The sequence below is a fragment of the Amycolatopsis sp. NPDC114503 genome, from assembly GCF_055633655.1.
Map to the genome: position 1 here is coordinate 79,370 of NZ_JBVKDT010000009.1, position 15,435 is coordinate 94,804.

Genomic DNA, 15,435 nt, shown 5'->3' on the forward strand with positions numbered 1-15,435 from the left:
GCTATGGAGAGAATGACGCGCAACCCTCCGAGAGGTTGCGCGCCACCCTTAATGTCCACAAAGGACAGTTCACCGCACCCGCAGCCGCCGCCGGGCGAAGGCCAGCGCGCTGAGGCTCAGCACGGCCAGCACCATCACGTAGTAGCTCGGCGCCAGATTGCTCCCGGTGAGCTGAATCAGCCACATCACCACCAACGGCGTGAAACCGCCGAAAAGCGAAGCCGTGATGTTGTAGCTGACCGACAGCCCGGTCGCCCGGGTCCGGGTCGGGAAGACGTCGGCCATCATCGTGCCCAGCGGCCCGACGTACCAGACCTTCACCAGCCCGATCGCGGCCATCACCGCGGTCATCATCGCGAACGTCGGCTGGCTGTTCAGCGCGAGGAACAGCGGGAAAATCGACAGCAGCATCACCGAGCACGCCGCGGCCATCAGCGGGATCCGGCCGGTCCGGTCGGACAGCCGCCCGGCGACCGGGGCGAGCACGGTCAGCACGATCTGGGTGACGATCGTCGTGGTGAAGGCCAGCGATTTGGGCAGTCCGAGGTTCCGGATGGCGAACGTCGGCATGTAGATGATCAGGTAGCTGATCGCGGTGGACACCGCCATCGCGCCCATCGCGACCAGGATCCGGGTCTTCTGCGAGCGCAGGACTTCCCGCAGCGGGGCCTCGGCGGCGTCCTGGTCGAACGCCGGGGATTCCTCCACGTGCCGCCGGATGTAGTAGCCGATCGGGGCGATCAGCAGGCCGAAGGCGAACGGGATCCGCCAGCCCCACGACCCCAGCTGCTGATCGGTGAGCACGGCGCTCAGCACGGCGGCGAACACGATGCCCAGCAACGTGCTCAACCCCTGGCTCGCCGCGCCCCAGCTGCCCATGAACCCGCGGCGTTTCCGGTTGCTCTCCACCAGATACGCCGTCGCGCTGCCGAATTCGCCGCCCGCCGAGAAGCCCTGCAGCAGGTTGGCGAACACCAGCCCGATCGGGGCCGCGATCCCGATCGTCGCGTAGTTCGGCATGATCGCGATCAGCAGCGAGGCCACCGCCATGATCCGGATCGACCACACCAGCGCGGCTTTGCGGCCCGCCCGGTCGGCGTACGAGCCGAGGATCATCCCGCCGAACGGGCGGATCAGATACGCGACCGCGACACTGGCGAAAGCCAGCATCAGCGAGACCGCCGGATCGGTCGCGGGGAAGAACTGTTTCGCCAGGACGTCGGCGAACAGCGTGTAAGCCCCGAGGCTGAACCATTCCACGGTGTTGCCGATCGTGGCCGCCAGCACGATCCGGGACGAGCGCGGCGAGGGAACTTCTTCGGGAGGATTGTCTTTGGTGGCGGGGGAATCCGGAGCGGGAATCGACATGGTCGCCTCCGAGGCGGTGCGTCAGCGGTTCGGCATCATTGGTGAATCGCGGCTCCGGGCACACCGGCCCGGAGCAACCATGCGCGGGAATTCAGCGGAGCTTTCCCAGTTCGAGCAGCACGTTCGCGGCGGTGGTGATCCCGGCGTGGAAACGAGCGAGTTCGAAATTCTCGTTCGGGCCGTGGTTGTGCTCGTCGACATTCGCCAGCGGGATTCCGTAGCACGGCAGCCCGAGCCCGTCGGACAGCGCGGCGATCGGCAGGCTGCCGCCCATCGCGGGCACCAGCAGCGCCGGACGTCCGGCAGCCGCGCTGACCGCCTCGGTGATCACCGTGGTGTAAGGCGATTCCGGCAGCGTCCGCGACGCTTCCATCAGCCCGCCCGGCACGTGCAGTTCGGCGTGCGGCAGGTGTTCGGCGAGGTGCGCGCGCAACGCCTCGATGACCGTCGAGGCGCGCTGGCCGCCGACAGTCCGGATATCGCAGCGGGCGACCGCGACGGCCGGGATGACCGTGCGATGGTCCCCTTCGTCCAAACAGGACAGTGAATTGATGCTGAACGTCGGCAAGGCGAGGCGATCATTGAAACCGACGCCTTCGGGCACGTCCATCCGGTCCAGCCCGACTTCGGCGAGCGCGGCGGGAACGTCGACCGGAAGCGCGTCCAGTGCGTCCCGTTCCGACGGGCTCAGCGGGACCATGCCGTCGGCGATTCCCTTGACCAGGATCTCGCCTTCCGGCGAGCGCATCGTCGACAGCAGCCACACCAGCTCCCACGCCGGATTCGGTCCGACGCCGCCCCAGTTTCCCGAATGCAGAGCCGCGGGCGCGCCGTGCACTCGAATCTCGAACCGGACCGCACCGCGCACACCGAGACTGACCGTCGGCTCGCCGCTGTCGTGCACCGGTCCGTCGCTCCACAGCACCAGGTCCGCGTTCCATTCGTCGCGCAGGCCGGCCAGGGCCGATTCCAGGTTCGGACTGCCGATCTCCTCCTCGCCGTCGAGCAGCACGGTCACGCTGCACGGCAGTTCGCCGGTTTCGCCGAGTGCCCGCAACGCGAGCAGTTGCGCGAGATGCTGCCCCTTGTTGTCCCCCGTGCCGCGCCCGTACATCCGGCCGTCGCGAATGTCGGCTTCGAACGGCGGACTGTCCCAGGCCGCCAGCGGTCCGGCCGGCTGCACGTCGTAATGGCCGTAGATCACCACGTGCGGGGCGTCCGCCGGACCTTCCGCGCGCCCCACCACCAGCGGCCAGCCGCCAGTCTCGACCTGACGCGCTTCGAGCCCGCTGCGCCGCAGAAGCGCACAGGCGAACTCGGCCGCGTCGGCCATGCCCTCGCCGGTGGCGCTCACGCTGGGAACGCCGATCCACTCGGCGAGCTCCGCCTCGTGCCGCTCCCGGTACTGCTCGACGTACGACTCGATGCGGCGCACCCGACCTCCAGTGATTTCACTTTCTGATATCGATACCATCGAAGCAAATCGGCTAAGCTGCTGTCAATGGACGACCCCCTCCCGCGCCAGGCGACCGCCGACGACCTCCGCGCGCTCGCCCACCCGCTGAGCTGGCGGATCCTCCGGCTGTGCCTGGACACCGCGCGGACCAACCAGCAACTGGCGAACCGGCTCGAAGAGTCGCCGGCCACCGTGCTGCGCCGGGTGCACGCACTCGCGGAAGCCGGATTCCTCGTCGCCGAACCGGCTCGCCGAAGCGATCTCGGAGCCTGGGAGCGGCCGTACCGGACGACGCGGCGGACCTGGCACCTCGACCTCGATCAGGCGGGCGATCCCGCACTGACCGCACGCGTCGAACTCGCGACCCTCGACGCGCACCGAGCCGAAATGATCGAAAGCGACCCAGCGTCAATCCAGCAGACTCGCCGCGGCGTGGTCCGGCTCAGCGACGAGGCAGCGGCCGAACTGCAGTCGCGGTTGGACGCACTGCTGGACGAGTTCGTCGCGCGCGAGGAGCCGACTGGGCGCAGGCATTCGTTTCTGTGGAGCGTCGTCGAACGCCCCGGCGAGCCCGAAACCGCGGAGGACTGACCGCGTCGGCTGAATGTGACGCACCTCACGTCCGTTTTGTCTGATTACCGGGACCGCCCGCGAAACCATGCTTCAGCTCCGAACCCAGACGTGAGGAGCTTCGATGACCGACAGCGAAACCTTCCCCATGGCGCGGGCGGCAGGCTGCCCCTTCGCCCCCGCGCCCGGATTGACGGAACGGGCACCGGTGTCGCGGGTGCGGTTGTGGGACGGCAGCGAGCCTTGGCTGATCACCCGGTACGCCGATGTCCGCGCGGTGCTGGCGGATCCGCGGGTCAGCGTCGACGTCACGCAGCCCGGTTTTCCGCACACCAACGCGGTCAGCAAGGCGCGCGACGCGCGGATGAAAACGCTGATGCAACTGGATCCGCCGGAGCACACCGCGCAGCGGCGGATTCTGGCCCCGGAATTCACCGTCCGGAAAATGGCGGCGCTGCGGCCGCGGATCCAGCAGCTGGTCGACGATCTCCTCGACCGGATGCTCGCCGGACCGAACCCGGCCGATCTGGTCGAGGCGTTCGCGATGCCGCTCCCCTCGCTCGTGATCTGCGAACTGCTCGGCGTCCCTTACGCGGACCGGGACTTCTTCCAAGGCGTGGCCCGCACGCTCGTCATGGACGACCCAGATCCGGCGCGCGCGGTGGCCGCCAGCGAAGAGCTGAACGCGTATCTGGAAGACCTCGTTGCCGCTAAGGCCGCAGAACCGGGCGATGACCTGCTGAGCAAGCTGGCCGTCGAGCAACTCGGCGCGATGACATCTCACGAGATCGCTGTGCTGGGTCAACTTCTTCTCGTGGCAGGTCACGACACCACCGCTGCCATGATCGCGTTGGGCACGGCGGTGCTGGTGACGCATCCGGAGCAGTTCCACGATTCGTCAGCGGACCCGGTGGAAGAACTGTTGCGGTATCTGTCGATCACGCACACCGAGGCGCGTCGCGTGGCTTCGGCGGATCTGGAGATCGGCGGACAGCTGATCCGCGCGGGCGAGGGCATCGTCGCGGTGAAGAGCACCGCGAACCGGGATCCGCTGGCCTTCCCGGATCCCGACCGGGTCGACCTCCGCCGGCCCGCACGCCACCACGTCGCGTTCGGCTACGGACGGCACCTCTGCCTCGGCGCGCCGCTGGCCAGGGTGGAGCTGGAGATCGCGTACGCGGCGTTGCGCCGGCGGGTGCCGACGCTGGCGCTGGCCGTGCCGCTGGATCGCTTGGAGTTCAAGGAGAACGCGATCTTCTATTCGGTACGCGAGCTGCCCGTCACGTGGGCGAGCACGTTGACGACCGTGCCGCCGGGATCCTCGACGAAAAACCGCCGCACGCCCCAGGATTCGTCGGTGAGCGGATAGACGACGCGCAGCCCGCGCCGGACCGCTTCGGCGTGGGCTCGCTCGACCGCCGCCGGTTCGCCGAGGTCGATCCCCAAGCGCGGCAAGGGATCGGTGCTGCCCGGCGGAAGGACGAGCACTTGCGCGGCCGGGTCGTCTCCGCCGCGGAGGCCGAGAACGGGATCGTCCATGGCGACGTCGAGGCCGAGGACGTTGACGTAGAAGTCGCGAGTCGCGGCGTCGTCGGAACCTTCGACGTAGGCGATGATGCGCTTGATCACCCGGCCAGCGTCGCAGATCGGCGCGCGGAGGGCTTGGAGAAATGGGAGCTAGCCGCCGGCGGAGTAGGCGATGCGGCGGTGCCGTCCGGGGCGCTGGACTCGCCAATGGCGTCCGCGCGACGACGACCGGCCTGAGCCGCGAGCCGCCAGCGCCAGGTTCCGCGCGGCGAATTGTTCGGCGGTGATGCTCATCAGGACCGGGTACTTGATCTCCCCGCGCAGCAATTCCTCGTCGCGAAGCCGGGCCGCCTCGCGAAAGCCCAGCTCGCCGTGCAGAGACAAAGACGCGAAGTTGCTGCCGTTGACGCTCACCTCGCACGCCCGGTACCGGCACCGCTGGAACATGAACGCCAGCAGCAGCGCGACGGCGTCGGCGGCGTAACCGCAGCGGCGGTGCTGCGGGCCGACCCCGATGCCGTAGCTGAACCGGCCGGAGAACGGGTCCGTTTCGACCCAGACGGAGCCGACCAGCGTCCGGTTGTGCAGGGTCTCGATCGCGAAGTGGAACCCGTCCGGCGAGGCGTGCCCGCGATGCGTCGCCCAGTGCCGGTAGCCGCCGACCCGGGGATCCCGGACGCGCGCGGAGTCCCGGTCGAATCCGGCGAGGGTGCGCTGGTCGCCGGGGCGGACCTCGCGCAGCCGCACCTTCCGCCCGACCTCGTCGACCCGCCACGGGGCGACGGCGCCGGACCCGGACCGCCGAGACGCATTCGTGATCATCGGGAGTGATGGTACCGGGCCCCGGCGGGGCGGGTTCAGGAGAATCCCCGATCGGTTCCCGGCGCCGTCACTCCTTGCAGTTTCCCTTCACCGGAGCGGGTTTCTCCGGATCGAACTGCCCGGGTTCGGGCGTCAGCGAAGGCCCGGTGAAATCCGGGTCGGCGAACGCGGGAGCGAGCAGCTTCTTCTTGGCCGCGACGCACGAGATCTCGGTGGAGTACCCGCCGATCTCGCCTATCCACAGGCCGCGGCTGCCGGACGCCCAGGCCGAGCCGCTGCGCATGATGTAGTCGGCATCGGTCCGCACGAACGGCTCCAGGTCGCCCGGGCCCTCGACCGGGCGGCTGCCGGGATCGAAGGCGTAGGCCACGACGTACGAGACGTGCAGGTACAACTCCCCCGCCTTGCCCGGCCGCACAGTCATCTTCCCGGTCATCCTCGGCTGCACGGGCAAAAGGTGATAGCCGTCCTCCAGGTAGACCACCGACGACGGCAGTTCGGCCTGGAGCTCCGCTCTCTCGTCCGGTGCGAAGAGAGCGAGAAACCCCTCGGCGTGATGCCCTTCGAGGACGTTCTTGTCGAACTTCTCGACCTCAACCGCGTGCTTGACCTGCTCCTGCGCCTCGCCCACCTGCTTCGCGGAGAACGAGCCGACCTTCACCGGAGCCGGGATCTTCAGCCCGGCGATGCCCTCCGGCCAGTTTTGCGCCGGGGTGTTGAGGAAGGGCCTGGTCAGATCGACGTGCCCAGAGTCGGGGAGGGTGGTCGGCGCGGGTGCGGTGGCAGTCGGCGTGAGCACGGCCGGGCTGCTCCCGGCGACCTCCTCCGGGCTCGTCCCCCGCTTCCAGAGGTAGAACCCCGCCGCAGCCACGACGATCACCACCGCGGCCGAGATGGTCACCCGCCTGCGCCGCCGCGCCCTCGCACGCTGGCGGCGCAGGCCGGTCCAGGCTTCTTTCTCGGCATGCCGCTGCCACTCCGGATCCATCAGGTCCGGGTGGCTCTCGATGTTGTGCTCGTCCACTCGCTCCGCCTGTCTCGTCGATCTCGCATCGAAAGATCGACAGGCGGGAGCAGGTGTTACGAGCGGGCGGCCTTCGCAACCATTTCGGAATCCAGCCCGGGGGTTAAATCAATTTGCACGGAATGTCGGCATTTTCGTCGAGGTGATACGAAGCGCACACGCGGTGGTAACCGTCCGCGATGACCAGGTCGTCGGCCGTCGCGAAACCGGGGTGGCCGTGCCCGCGCACGAGCAGGACCGGCGAGAGCGCCTTGCCGTCCTTGACCTTGCCGAGGTCCTTGGCGACGTGCGCGTTGTCCTCGGGCAGGAGCTTCAGCCTGCTCGCCCGCAGGATGTCCTTCGCCTTGCGGTGCGTCAGGTCCGCCTGCTTGAGCTGATCGACCAGGCCGGTCGCGGTCTCCTCGGACGCGACGAGGGTGAGATAGTCGAATGCTGCCGGATAATCGTGATCGTCCGGTTCGTCTTTCCAGTGTTCTTTCATGACGCCTCCCTCGATTCGGACTCTTTGACCGCACGGGATGCGGCCCAAGCGGTCACCGCGACGCTGATCAGCGCCGCGGCGAGAATCGCCCCGCCCTCGCCCGGAGCGAGCAATTGTTCGCGCGTGCCGATCGTGACCGCCGCGACCGGCACCCCGAGTTGCGCGCCCGCGAGCACCGCCAGCGGCAACGACTGTCCCAGCAGCCGCGTCACACCGTGGACCACGACCGAACCGGCCGCGATCAGCGCCGCCAGCACGAGCATCACCGGATGCTGGCCGAGCGCGCGCAAATCGAGCGAAGCTCCCAGCCACACGAAAAACACCGGCCCGAGGAAACCGTCGGTCACCCCGAACAGCTGCCGCGCAAGCCGGCGCGGCTCCCCCACCGCGGCCAGCGCGAGTCCCGCGACGAACCCCGCCAGCATCACCGACACCCCGACGAGCTGAGCCAGCCCGGCGAGTCCGAAAAGGACGATCAACGCGATCCGGAGTTCGAGGCCGAAGTGCCGGGACTTGCTGAGATCGTGCGCCTTGTCGACGAGGCGGCGGGAATGCAGCCAGCGCAGCACCACGAACCACACCGCCCCGGCCGCGACGACCGCCAGCGCCCCGAGCGCCGCCCGCCCGGCTTTCTGCGGCTCGGCTGCCAGCGGAAGCGCCACGATGCACGCCGTGTCCGCGATCGCGACCTGCACGATCAAGGCCAGCGCGGGCGGCGTGGCGAGCTTCGTCTCGTCCAGTACCGGCATCACCAAGGCCGCGGAACTGGACGCGAGGAGGACGGCGTACAGCAGCCCGTGCCCGGTGCCGACGAGCGCCGCCACCCCGAACCCGGCGGGCACGGACAACACGCCCACCACCGCGGCCAGCAACGCCCCTCGCCCGGCCGCGACGCGCAACGCGGCGTCCCGCAACGGCACGTGGCTGCCCGCGACGAGCATCACCAGCGCGAACCCGGCGGAGGCCAGGTACGTGAGGATCGGATCGTCGGCCTTGACCCAGCCGAGTCCTGTCCGGCCGACCGCGACGCCGAGCAGGATTTCTCCGACGACGATCGGGATGCGGGCGCGTTTCGGGGTGGCCAGGAGTGGTCCGGCCAGTCCGGCGAGGAGGACGACGGCCATCGCGAACAGGGTCATCGGCGCCTCCTCCCGTTGAGCATTGTCGCCCGGTCTGGCTGGAGGAGGCCACTCTCGTCACCCGCCTGCGGCGCGGGGGCGGGGAATCACGGCGGGGAGGCCGAAGCTGCCGACTCCTGTCGGGACGTTCGTCGCGGTGGGATGCGGCGGGGTGCTCGGGCTGGAGGACGTCGGTTTTGGTGCGTAATGCGGCGCGGTTTGCTGGATCGGGCGGCGGGGCGGGCTTGGCGCGAGAACGCGGGGAAGATCCTTCGGCGATGGCGATCCTGGCGTTCGCCAGACGGTTCCTCCGCACGGCTGCCCCTGCCGCCAGCCGAACTCTGCGCAGGTCCGGAGAACCGGCCACAGGACAGGCACGGCCGACCCACGCCTGCACATGCCGCCAGCCGAACTCCCGCAGGCCCGGAGAACCGGCAGCAAGACAAGCACAGCCAGCGACCGCGATCCAGGCACCCGCCAGACGATTCCTCCGCACGCCCGCCCATGCCGCAAGCCGAACTCCGCGCAGATCCGGAGAACCGGCAACAGGACAAGCACAGCCGATAAGCTCAACCAGCGACCGCGATCCCGGCGTTCGCCCGCCCGGCGGCGCCTCCTCCGCATGGCTGCCCCCACGGTCAACCGCCCCGCTAGCACCCACAGCCGCGAACCGTCAGCGGCGGATCAGCCCCTGTTCCTTCCCCGCCGCTACCGCCGCTGTCCGGGAATCCACCCCGAGTTTCGTGTAAATGTGCACCAAATGCGATTTCACCGTCGCCTGGCTCAAAAACAGCCTCTTGCTGATCTCCAGGTTCGACAATCCGTCCGCGACCAGCCCCAGCACCTCGATCTCCCGTGGCGACAACGCCGCCGCCGGGGTGCGCATGCGGTTCATCAGCCGGTGCGCGACCGCCGGGGCCAGGACGGTTTGTCCGGCGGCGGCGTTCCGCACTGCGGCGGCGAGGTCCTCCGGCGGGGCGTCTTTCAGCAGATACCCCGTCGCACCGGCTTCGATGGCGGCCAGGATGTCGCCGTCGGTGTCGTACGTCGTCAGGACCAGGACTTTCGGCGCGTCCGCCGTCGCGGTGATCGCCGCGGTTGCTTCGGAGCCGTGCATTCCGGGGCCGAATTGCAGGTCCATCAGCACGACATCCACGCCGGCGGCCAATCGCACCGCTTCCTCGGCGGAGGAGGCTTCGGCGACGACTTCCAGGTCCGGTTCGGTTTCCAGGACTGCCCGCAATCCGGCGCGCACCACCGGGTGGTCGTCGGCCAGCAGGAGGCGGATCATCGCGGGTCCACGGGGAAGCTGACGGCCAACGCGGTGCCGTTGCCCGGCGAGGATTCCACCGTCCACGAGCCGCCGAGCGACCGTGCGCGGGCGCGCATCGCGGGCAGGCCGAAGCCGCTGCCGCCGCGCACTTCCTGGGGGTCGAAGCCGATGCCGTCGTCCACGGCGTCCAGGGCGACGCTCGTGTCCATATAGCTCAAGGTCAGCTCGGCCCGGCTGGCCGCAGCGTGCAGGACGGTGTTGGCCAGCGCCGATTGGGCGATGCGCAGCAGGGCGACCTCGTACGCGGTCGGCACGTCGAACGGGGTGCCGCTGAGGTGAAAGTGGACAGTCAGGCCGGACCGCTGCTGCGTGGTCGCGCAGAGGCGTTCCAGGGCAGCGGGCAGGGAAGCGCCTTCCAGCTCGACCGGGGCAAGGGCATAGACGAGGCGGCGGGCTTCGGTGAGGTTGTCTTGGGCGGCTTGCCGGGCCTGCGTCACGTGCGGGACGGCGGCCTCGGGACGGTCCGGCAGCGCGCGTTCGGCCGCGCGGAGCAGCAGGTGGATGCTCGAAAGGCCCTGCGCCAGGGTGTCGTGGATTTCCCGGGCGAGGCGTTCGCGTTCGGCCAGGACGCCGGCGGAGTGTTCCATCGCGGCGAGGTCGTTGCGGGTCTCGCGCAGTTCCTCGATGAGGTGCCGCCGCTGTTCGCTTTCGCGGTACAGCACCTGGTAGCCGAGCACGGTGGCGATCGCGACCGCGGCGCCGAGCGTCGGGCCGATGATCACGCCGACGCTGAATCCGCCTTGATGGCGCGTGAAACCGGCGATCGCCAGTACCGTCGTGAGCGCGACGACGGCCGGGCCCCAGCGCGTCGGCAGCAGGTGCATTTGCAGGAAGTACAGCGGGAAAGCCTGCCACACCCCGTCCGGCGTGAGCCACAGCAGCACGAGCCACGCGACGCCCAGCACGGCCAGCCATCCGGCCGTCGCGACCGGCAACCGGCCGACTCGGGGCAGCAGCGAGCCCGCGGTGTAGACGCCGCCCATCACCAGCGCGCCCGCGAGCACCGCGGGCGCGTGCGGGAGGCCGTCGGCGAACGCGCGCGCGACGGCGAGCACCAGCAGCCCGGCCAGCAGGAGGTGCAGGCAGACGCGCAGCACGCGCAACGGCCGGTCGAGGGTGTGCGGGTTCACAGAAAGCCTCCTGCGGTCAATTGTCCGTGCTCCGTCGGGAATCCGCATCAATCGAAAGGTTGAGCGGCGAGTGCGTCCATCGATTCCCGGGAGGCCATCCGCGGCGCGATGTCCCCGCGCGCCGGCCGGACGAGGCTGGAAGGCACACCGAGAAGGAAGGTACGCACATGTTCGTCGCGTGGCGGGATCTGCGCTTCGCCAAGGGGCGGTTCGCGTTGATGGGGACCGTCGTCGTGCTGATGACGTTGCTGGTCGGGCTGCTGTCCGGACTGACCGCGGGGCTGGCCGCGCAGAGCACGTCCGCGATCACCGGGTTGAAGGCGGACCATCTGGTCTTCGCCGAACCCGGCAGCGGGTCCCTCGCGTTTGGACAGTCCACAGTGACCCAAGAGCAGGCCGACCAGTACGCCCGCGTTCCGGGAGTGACCCGCGCAGAACCGATCTCGATCAGCACGGCCAGCGCGGCGGTCGGCGAGCGCACCGCAACCCTGGCGGCGTTCGGGGTCCGGAACTCGAGCCCGGGTACAGCCGTGCTGTCCACGGGTGCAGCTGACGCGCTGAAGGCGCGCGAAGGCGACCAGCTCACCCTGCAAGGCCACAAAGTCACCGTGTCCGCCGTCGCCGGAGACGCGTCGTACAGCCATCTTCCGGTCGTGTGGACGCACCTCGACGGTCCAAACGCGACAATGCTCGCGGTGACCACCGACAAATCCACCGATTTCGCGGCAGCTGACGCACGCCTCGGCACCCGCACCGTCACGAAGGACGACGCGTTGTCCGCGATCGGTTCCTACTCGGCGGAAAACGGCTCGCTCCAGCTGATGCGCGGCTTCCTGTTCGTGATCGCCGCGCTGGTGATCGGTGCGTTCTTCACCGTGTGGACGATCCAGCGCAGCCGCGACATCGCGGTGCTGAAAGCGCTCGGCGCGACCACGAAGTACCTGCTCCGGGACGCACTCGGCCAAGCCGTCGTGCTGCTGATCGGCGGGACCGCGCTCGGGACCGGACTCGCCGCCGCGCTCGGAGCGGTCGCGTCGGGAACAGTGCCGTTCGTGCTCAGCGCCGGCACCTTGCTCGGCCCGGCCGCGGTGCTGGTGGTGCTCGGCGTGCTCGGCGCCGCGCTGGCGGTCCGCCGCATCACCTCCGTCGACCCGCTGACCGCCCTCACCTCCGGAGCGCACTGATGAGCCTGCACCTGTCCGGCATCACCCTCACCTACCCCGACGGCGATTCCCGCCTCACCGCGCTCGACCAGGTCGACCTCCACGTGCCCGCCGGGAGCGTCGCCGCGGTGGTCGGACCGTCCGGGTCGGGCAAGTCGAGTCTGCTGGCCGTCGCCGCGACGCTCATCCGTCCCGATCGCGGACGCGTGGTCGTCGGCGGCGTCGACACCGCCGGCCTGGACCGCGCCGCGCTCGCGGAGCTCCGGCGCACCAAGATCGGGATCGTGTTCCAGCAACCGAATCTGCTCGCCTCGCTCACCGCGGCGGAACAGCTGGAAGTCATGGCGCACCTAGGCGGAAAACCGCGCGGCGAGGCGGCGAAGCGAGCGAAAGAGCTGCTCGACGCGGTCGGGCTCGCCGATCGCGCGACGCATCGCCCGGGGCGGCTGTCCGGCGGGCAGCAGCAGCGGGTGAACATCGCGCGCGCCTTGATGAACGAGCCCGCCGTGCTGCTGGTCGACGAGCCGACGAGCGCGCTGGACTCCGACCGCGGCGCGGCGGTCGTCGATCTGCTCACTACGATCACGCACCAACAGGCGACGGCGACCGTACTGGTCACCCACGACCGCTCCCACCTCGAAGGGGTCGACTCGGTGCACGAGGTCGTCGACGGACGGATCCACCAGCCGGCCCGGGCCGGAGCCGAGGAGAACCGATGACGAAGAAGATCTACTGGGCCGCCGCGATCTACACGATCCTCGGCCTGCTCGGCGGGCTGTACTACCGCGAGCTGACCAAGGCGAAGAACTTCGCCGGCGACACCCAGCTGTCCATTGTGCACACCCACCTGCTCGCGCTCGGAACGCTGGTGTTCCTGATCGTCCTGGTGCTGGACAAGGTGTTCACGCTCTCGGCGACGAGGTCGTTCGCGCCGTTCTTCTGGATCTACCACGCCGGGATGCTCGTCACGGTCGGCGGAATGGTCGTGCACGGCACGCTCACCGTGCTGGGCAAGGAATCCGGCGCGGCGATCGCCGGGATCGCCGGGCTGGGGCACATTCTGCTGACCGTCGCGTTCGTCCTGTTGTTCGTCGGCCTCCACGGACGGATCTGGAAGCCCGCCGAGACCAAGGCATGACGTGAAGGGCTCCTTGCGGGAATCAGTTTCCCGCAAGGAGCCCTTCACCGACCTTACTGGCGGCGGAAGGTCAGCGCCGCGAGGCCAGCGCCCACCAGGGCGATCACGGCCGAGCCGACGAAGGCGACCGAGTAGCCGTTCGTCAACGCCGCCGTATCACCGAGCGCACCCGCGCCCGAAGCGGCCGCCAGCGCGGTCATCACGGCCAGTCCCAGCGCCGAGCCCACCTGGTAGCCGGTGTTCACGATCCCCGACGCGAGCCCGCCTTCTTCCGGCCGGGCCGCGGAAATCGCCGTGCTGAGCGACGGGATGAACGCCAGCGACATCCCCAGCGCCGCGACGAGCGACGCGGGCAGGACGTCCGCCCAGAAGCTTCCGTTCGCCCGCACCAGCGCGAGCCAGCCCAGCCCGGCCGCCAGCAGCAGCAATCCGGCGACGATCGGCGGCTTCGGCCCGAACCGGCCGATCACCCTCGGGGCCAAGGCGATCATGCCCAGCATGATCAGCGCGGTCATCGGCAGCAGCGCGGCACCGGCCGGGAAAGCGCGGAAGCCGAGCACCTGCTGCAGGTAGAGGTTCAGGAAGAACCACATCGGAATCCACGCCGCGCCAAGGAAAACCTGCGCCAGGTTCGCCGCGCCGAGCCGCGGAGCGCGGAAGATCGACAGCCGCATCAGCGGAGTGCGGGCTTTCGCTTGCCGGACCACGAAACCGGCCAGCAGCACGAGACCGGCGCCGAGCGCGATCCAGGTTTCCGCGGCCGCCCAGCCCGCTTCCGGAGCGCGGACGATCCCGTACACCAGAGCGCCCAGACCAAAAGTGACGGTCAATGCGCCGATGATGTCGACGGTGCCGCGGGTTCCGGTCGCTCCCCCGGGCAAGACGGCGCGGGTGGCCAACAGTGCGAACACCGCGATCGGCACGTTGAGGTAGAACACCCACGGCCACGACAGGTACTCCGTGATCACTCCGCCGAGGAACACTCCAGCGGTGCCGCCGGCCGGAGCCGCAGCCCCATACAGGGCAAGGGCTTTCGTGAGTTCCTTCGGGTTGCTGCCGAAGAGCATCATCAACAGCGTCAGCGCGGACGGAGCGATGAGCGCGGCTCCCGCGCCCTGCACGATCCGGCCCGCGAGTTCGACGGGGACGTTCCCGGCGACGCCGGCGAGCACCGAACCGACTAGCAAGATCGCCCATCCGGCGGCGAAAAGCTTTCTGGCGCCGAACAAATCCGATAGTCGTCCGCCGAGCAGCAGCAGGCCGCCGAATGCGATCACATAAGCGTTGAAGACCCAGGACAGCGTGCTGGGCGTGAATCCGAGGGCGTCGCGCATGCGCGGCAGCGCGACGCCGATGATCGAGGTATCCATGATCACCATGAACTGGGCCAGGGCGATCAATCCGAGCGCCCACCAGCGGAGGGTGCTCTGCCGGGTTTCTTGTGCGGTGGCCATCGTTTTTCGCTTTCTCTTCAAGGGGAACGGCAGCACGGCATGCGGCTGCTCAGACGGCGTCGAGGACGAAGGCGGCGGTGCGCACGACGCCCTCGGCCTGGAAGTCCAGGTACAGCAGGTACCGGCCGGTCGTCGGAGCCTCGGCGTGGAAGCGGATCTCCGGTCCGGGCTTCCCGTCGTCGAGCGCGTGGATGTGGAGGTAGGCAAGGTCGCCCTGACGCAACGCGACCAGGTGGCCGAACGAACCCAGATACGGCTCCAGATCGGTGACCGGCTGTCCACCACGGGTCACCCGGGCGGTCAGCATCGTTCCGGCACCGGCTGCGAGCGTGCCTTCTAGGGTCACTTCATAACCGTCGACCGCGCTCGCCGCGACCGGTTCCGCAGCTTGCGGCTGGTAGTCACCGGCGACCTCGACCGTCCGCGACAGCGTGACGCTCTCGCCGCCCGCCGGGGTCAGGTCGGTGAAGACGCGGTAAGTGCCTGCCGCTTCCCAAGTCCAGGGAATCGTCCAAATGCCGGTTTCCGGGTCGAGCACCGGATGGCGGTGCCGGAAATGCGCGCCGTCGTTGCGAACCACGATCAGGTGTAACTGCTTGCCGTGCGCCTCCTCGTATTTGGTTACCGGCTGTCCATCGACGGTGGCGACGGTGAACGAAAGCTCGCCGCCCTCCCCCGCCCGTGCGGGGGCGTGCACCACGCCGAGCTGGACTTCACCGGTCGAAAGTGCGGTGCCGTTGACGTTCATCGGGTTCTCCTTCGTTCGCTGGCGACGGGACGAACTTTATACCCCCTGGGGGTATTTTGAAGTGTGTCCTGGGTCTCCTTTCGGGCGACGCCCGCCCTTGTCT

General features: G+C 69.2%; 16 protein-coding genes. 5 read left to right on the forward strand and 11 right to left on the reverse strand.

Annotated elements, in window-relative coordinates; all coding sequences use genetic code 11:
* Positions 1 to 69: 69 nt before the first annotated feature.
* Entirely contained in the window at positions 70 to 1,368 is a 1,299-nt protein-coding gene (locus ACZ7OI_RS33715; RefSeq protein ID WP_470268134.1) for an MFS transporter, read from the reverse strand.
* Positions 1,369 to 1,459: 91 nt separating this feature from the next.
* Positions 1,460 to 2,803, reverse strand: a complete 1,344-nt coding sequence (locus ACZ7OI_RS33720) for a M20/M25/M40 family metallo-hydrolase (protein ID WP_470268135.1) — start codon at positions 2,801 to 2,803, stop codon at positions 1,460 to 1,462.
* 66 nt (positions 2,804 to 2,869) lie between these two features.
* On the opposite strand from ACZ7OI_RS33720, the gene ACZ7OI_RS33725 reads away from it, so the two are divergent.
* Both ACZ7OI_RS33725 and ACZ7OI_RS33730 read left to right on the forward strand, forming a co-directional pair.
* A complete protein-coding gene (locus ACZ7OI_RS33725; protein ID WP_470268136.1) occupies positions 2,870 to 3,415 on the forward strand; it encodes an ArsR family transcriptional regulator in 546 nt (181 codons plus the stop codon).
* Positions 3,416 to 3,518: 103 nt separating this feature from the next.
* Entirely contained in the window at positions 3,519 to 4,763 is a 1,245-nt protein-coding gene (locus ACZ7OI_RS33730; RefSeq protein ID WP_470268137.1) for a cytochrome P450, read from the forward strand.
* Here the strand turns inward: ACZ7OI_RS33730 and ACZ7OI_RS33735 are convergent.
* The 7 genes from ACZ7OI_RS33735 to ACZ7OI_RS33765 all read right to left on the reverse strand — a co-directional run bounded on the left by ACZ7OI_RS33735 (position 4,652) and on the right by ACZ7OI_RS33765 (position 10,829).
* Positions 4,652 to 5,023 (reverse strand): VOC family protein, encoded by a 372-nt coding sequence (locus ACZ7OI_RS33735; RefSeq protein WP_470268138.1) that lies wholly within the window; start codon positions 5,021 to 5,023, stop codon positions 4,652 to 4,654. The two genes, ACZ7OI_RS33730 and ACZ7OI_RS33735, sit on opposite strands and share 112 nt — an antisense overlap.
* A gap of 48 nt (positions 5,024 to 5,071) precedes the next feature.
* The gene (locus ACZ7OI_RS33740; protein ID WP_470268366.1) at positions 5,072 to 5,668 is read right to left on the reverse strand and encodes a GNAT family N-acetyltransferase; all 597 of its coding nucleotides are present in this window, start codon (positions 5,666 to 5,668) and stop codon (positions 5,072 to 5,074) included.
* 142 nt (positions 5,669 to 5,810) lie between these two features.
* The gene (locus ACZ7OI_RS33745) at positions 5,811 to 6,767 is read right to left on the reverse strand and encodes a hypothetical protein (protein WP_470268139.1); all 957 of its coding nucleotides are present in this window, start codon (positions 6,765 to 6,767) and stop codon (positions 5,811 to 5,813) included.
* Positions 6,768 to 6,870: 103 nt separating this feature from the next.
* Positions 6,871 to 7,248 carry a hypothetical protein gene (locus ACZ7OI_RS33750; RefSeq protein WP_470268140.1) on the reverse strand — a complete coding sequence of 126 codons (378 nt, stop codon included), beginning with the start codon at positions 7,246 to 7,248 and terminating at the stop codon, positions 6,871 to 6,873.
* Positions 7,245 to 8,387, reverse strand: coding sequence for a cation:proton antiporter (locus ACZ7OI_RS33755; RefSeq protein ID WP_470268141.1), 1,143 nt, complete (start codon positions 8,385 to 8,387; stop codon positions 7,245 to 7,247). The genes ACZ7OI_RS33750 and ACZ7OI_RS33755 overlap by 4 nt, the downstream gene beginning before the upstream one ends.
* 652 nt (positions 8,388 to 9,039) lie before the next feature.
* Entirely contained in the window at positions 9,040 to 9,657 is a 618-nt protein-coding gene (locus ACZ7OI_RS33760) for a response regulator (protein ID WP_470268142.1), read from the reverse strand.
* Entirely contained in the window at positions 9,654 to 10,829 is a 1,176-nt protein-coding gene (locus ACZ7OI_RS33765; RefSeq protein WP_470268143.1) for a sensor histidine kinase, read from the reverse strand. Before ACZ7OI_RS33765 ends, ACZ7OI_RS33760 begins: the two co-directional genes overlap by 4 nt.
* Before the next feature lie 167 nt (positions 10,830 to 10,996).
* Here ACZ7OI_RS33765 and ACZ7OI_RS33770 point away from each other — a divergent pair, with 167 nt between their 5' ends.
* The 3 genes from ACZ7OI_RS33770 to ACZ7OI_RS33780 are packed head-to-tail and all read left to right on the forward strand — an operon-like array spanning position 10,997 to position 13,130.
* Complete coding sequence (locus ACZ7OI_RS33770; protein ID WP_470268144.1) at positions 10,997 to 12,013, forward strand: ABC transporter permease; 1,017 nt, start codon at positions 10,997 to 10,999, stop codon at positions 12,011 to 12,013.
* A complete protein-coding gene (locus ACZ7OI_RS33775) occupies positions 12,013 to 12,711 on the forward strand; it encodes an ABC transporter ATP-binding protein (RefSeq protein ID WP_470268145.1) in 699 nt (232 codons plus the stop codon). Before ACZ7OI_RS33770 ends, ACZ7OI_RS33775 begins: the two co-directional genes overlap by 1 nt.
* Positions 12,708 to 13,130 (forward strand): DUF2871 domain-containing protein, encoded by a 423-nt coding sequence (locus ACZ7OI_RS33780; protein ID WP_470268146.1) that lies wholly within the window; start codon positions 12,708 to 12,710, stop codon positions 13,128 to 13,130. The genes ACZ7OI_RS33775 and ACZ7OI_RS33780 overlap by 4 nt, the downstream gene beginning before the upstream one ends.
* 53 nt (positions 13,131 to 13,183) lie before the next feature.
* Here the strand turns inward: ACZ7OI_RS33780 and ACZ7OI_RS33785 are convergent, their stop codons facing one another.
* Both ACZ7OI_RS33785 and ACZ7OI_RS33790 read right to left on the reverse strand, forming a co-directional pair.
* A complete protein-coding gene (locus ACZ7OI_RS33785) occupies positions 13,184 to 14,584 on the reverse strand; it encodes an MFS transporter (protein ID WP_470268147.1) in 1,401 nt (466 codons plus the stop codon).
* A gap of 49 nt (positions 14,585 to 14,633) precedes the next feature.
* Positions 14,634 to 15,332, reverse strand: a complete 699-nt coding sequence (locus ACZ7OI_RS33790) for a hypothetical protein (protein ID WP_470268148.1) — start codon at positions 15,330 to 15,332, stop codon at positions 14,634 to 14,636.
* Between the last annotated feature and the right edge of the window lie 103 nt (positions 15,333 to 15,435).

What these genes read in the sequence shown, in the direction of transcription:
- ACZ7OI_RS33730 (WP_470268137.1), top strand. Translation starts at nt 3,519, where the DNA reads ATGACCGACAGCGAAACCTTCCCCATGGCGCGGGCGGCAGGCTGCCCC.
- ACZ7OI_RS33750 (WP_470268140.1), bottom strand. Translation starts at nt 7,248, where the DNA reads ATGAAAGAACACTGGAAAGACGAACCGGACGATCACGATTATCCGGCA.
- ACZ7OI_RS33780 (WP_470268146.1), top strand. Translation starts at nt 12,708, where the DNA reads ATGACGAAGAAGATCTACTGGGCCGCCGCGATCTACACGATCCTCGGC.
- ACZ7OI_RS33775 (WP_470268145.1), top strand. Translation starts at nt 12,013, where the DNA reads ATGAGCCTGCACCTGTCCGGCATCACCCTCACCTACCCCGACGGCGAT.
- ACZ7OI_RS33715 (WP_470268134.1), bottom strand. Translation starts at nt 1,368, where the DNA reads ATGTCGATTCCCGCTCCGGATTCCCCCGCCACCAAAGACAATCCTCCC.
- ACZ7OI_RS33770 (WP_470268144.1), top strand. Translation starts at nt 10,997, where the DNA reads ATGTTCGTCGCGTGGCGGGATCTGCGCTTCGCCAAGGGGCGGTTCGCG.
- ACZ7OI_RS33725 (WP_470268136.1), top strand. Translation starts at nt 2,870, where the DNA reads ATGGACGACCCCCTCCCGCGCCAGGCGACCGCCGACGACCTCCGCGCG.
- ACZ7OI_RS33790 (WP_470268148.1), bottom strand. Translation starts at nt 15,332, where the DNA reads ATGAACGTCAACGGCACCGCACTTTCGACCGGTGAAGTCCAGCTCGGC.
- ACZ7OI_RS33760 (WP_470268142.1), bottom strand. Translation starts at nt 9,657, where the DNA reads ATGATCCGCCTCCTGCTGGCCGACGACCACCCGGTGGTGCGCGCCGGA.
- ACZ7OI_RS33785 (WP_470268147.1), bottom strand. Translation starts at nt 14,584, where the DNA reads ATGGCCACCGCACAAGAAACCCGGCAGAGCACCCTCCGCTGGTGGGCG.
- ACZ7OI_RS33755 (WP_470268141.1), bottom strand. Translation starts at nt 8,387, where the DNA reads ATGACCCTGTTCGCGATGGCCGTCGTCCTCCTCGCCGGACTGGCCGGA.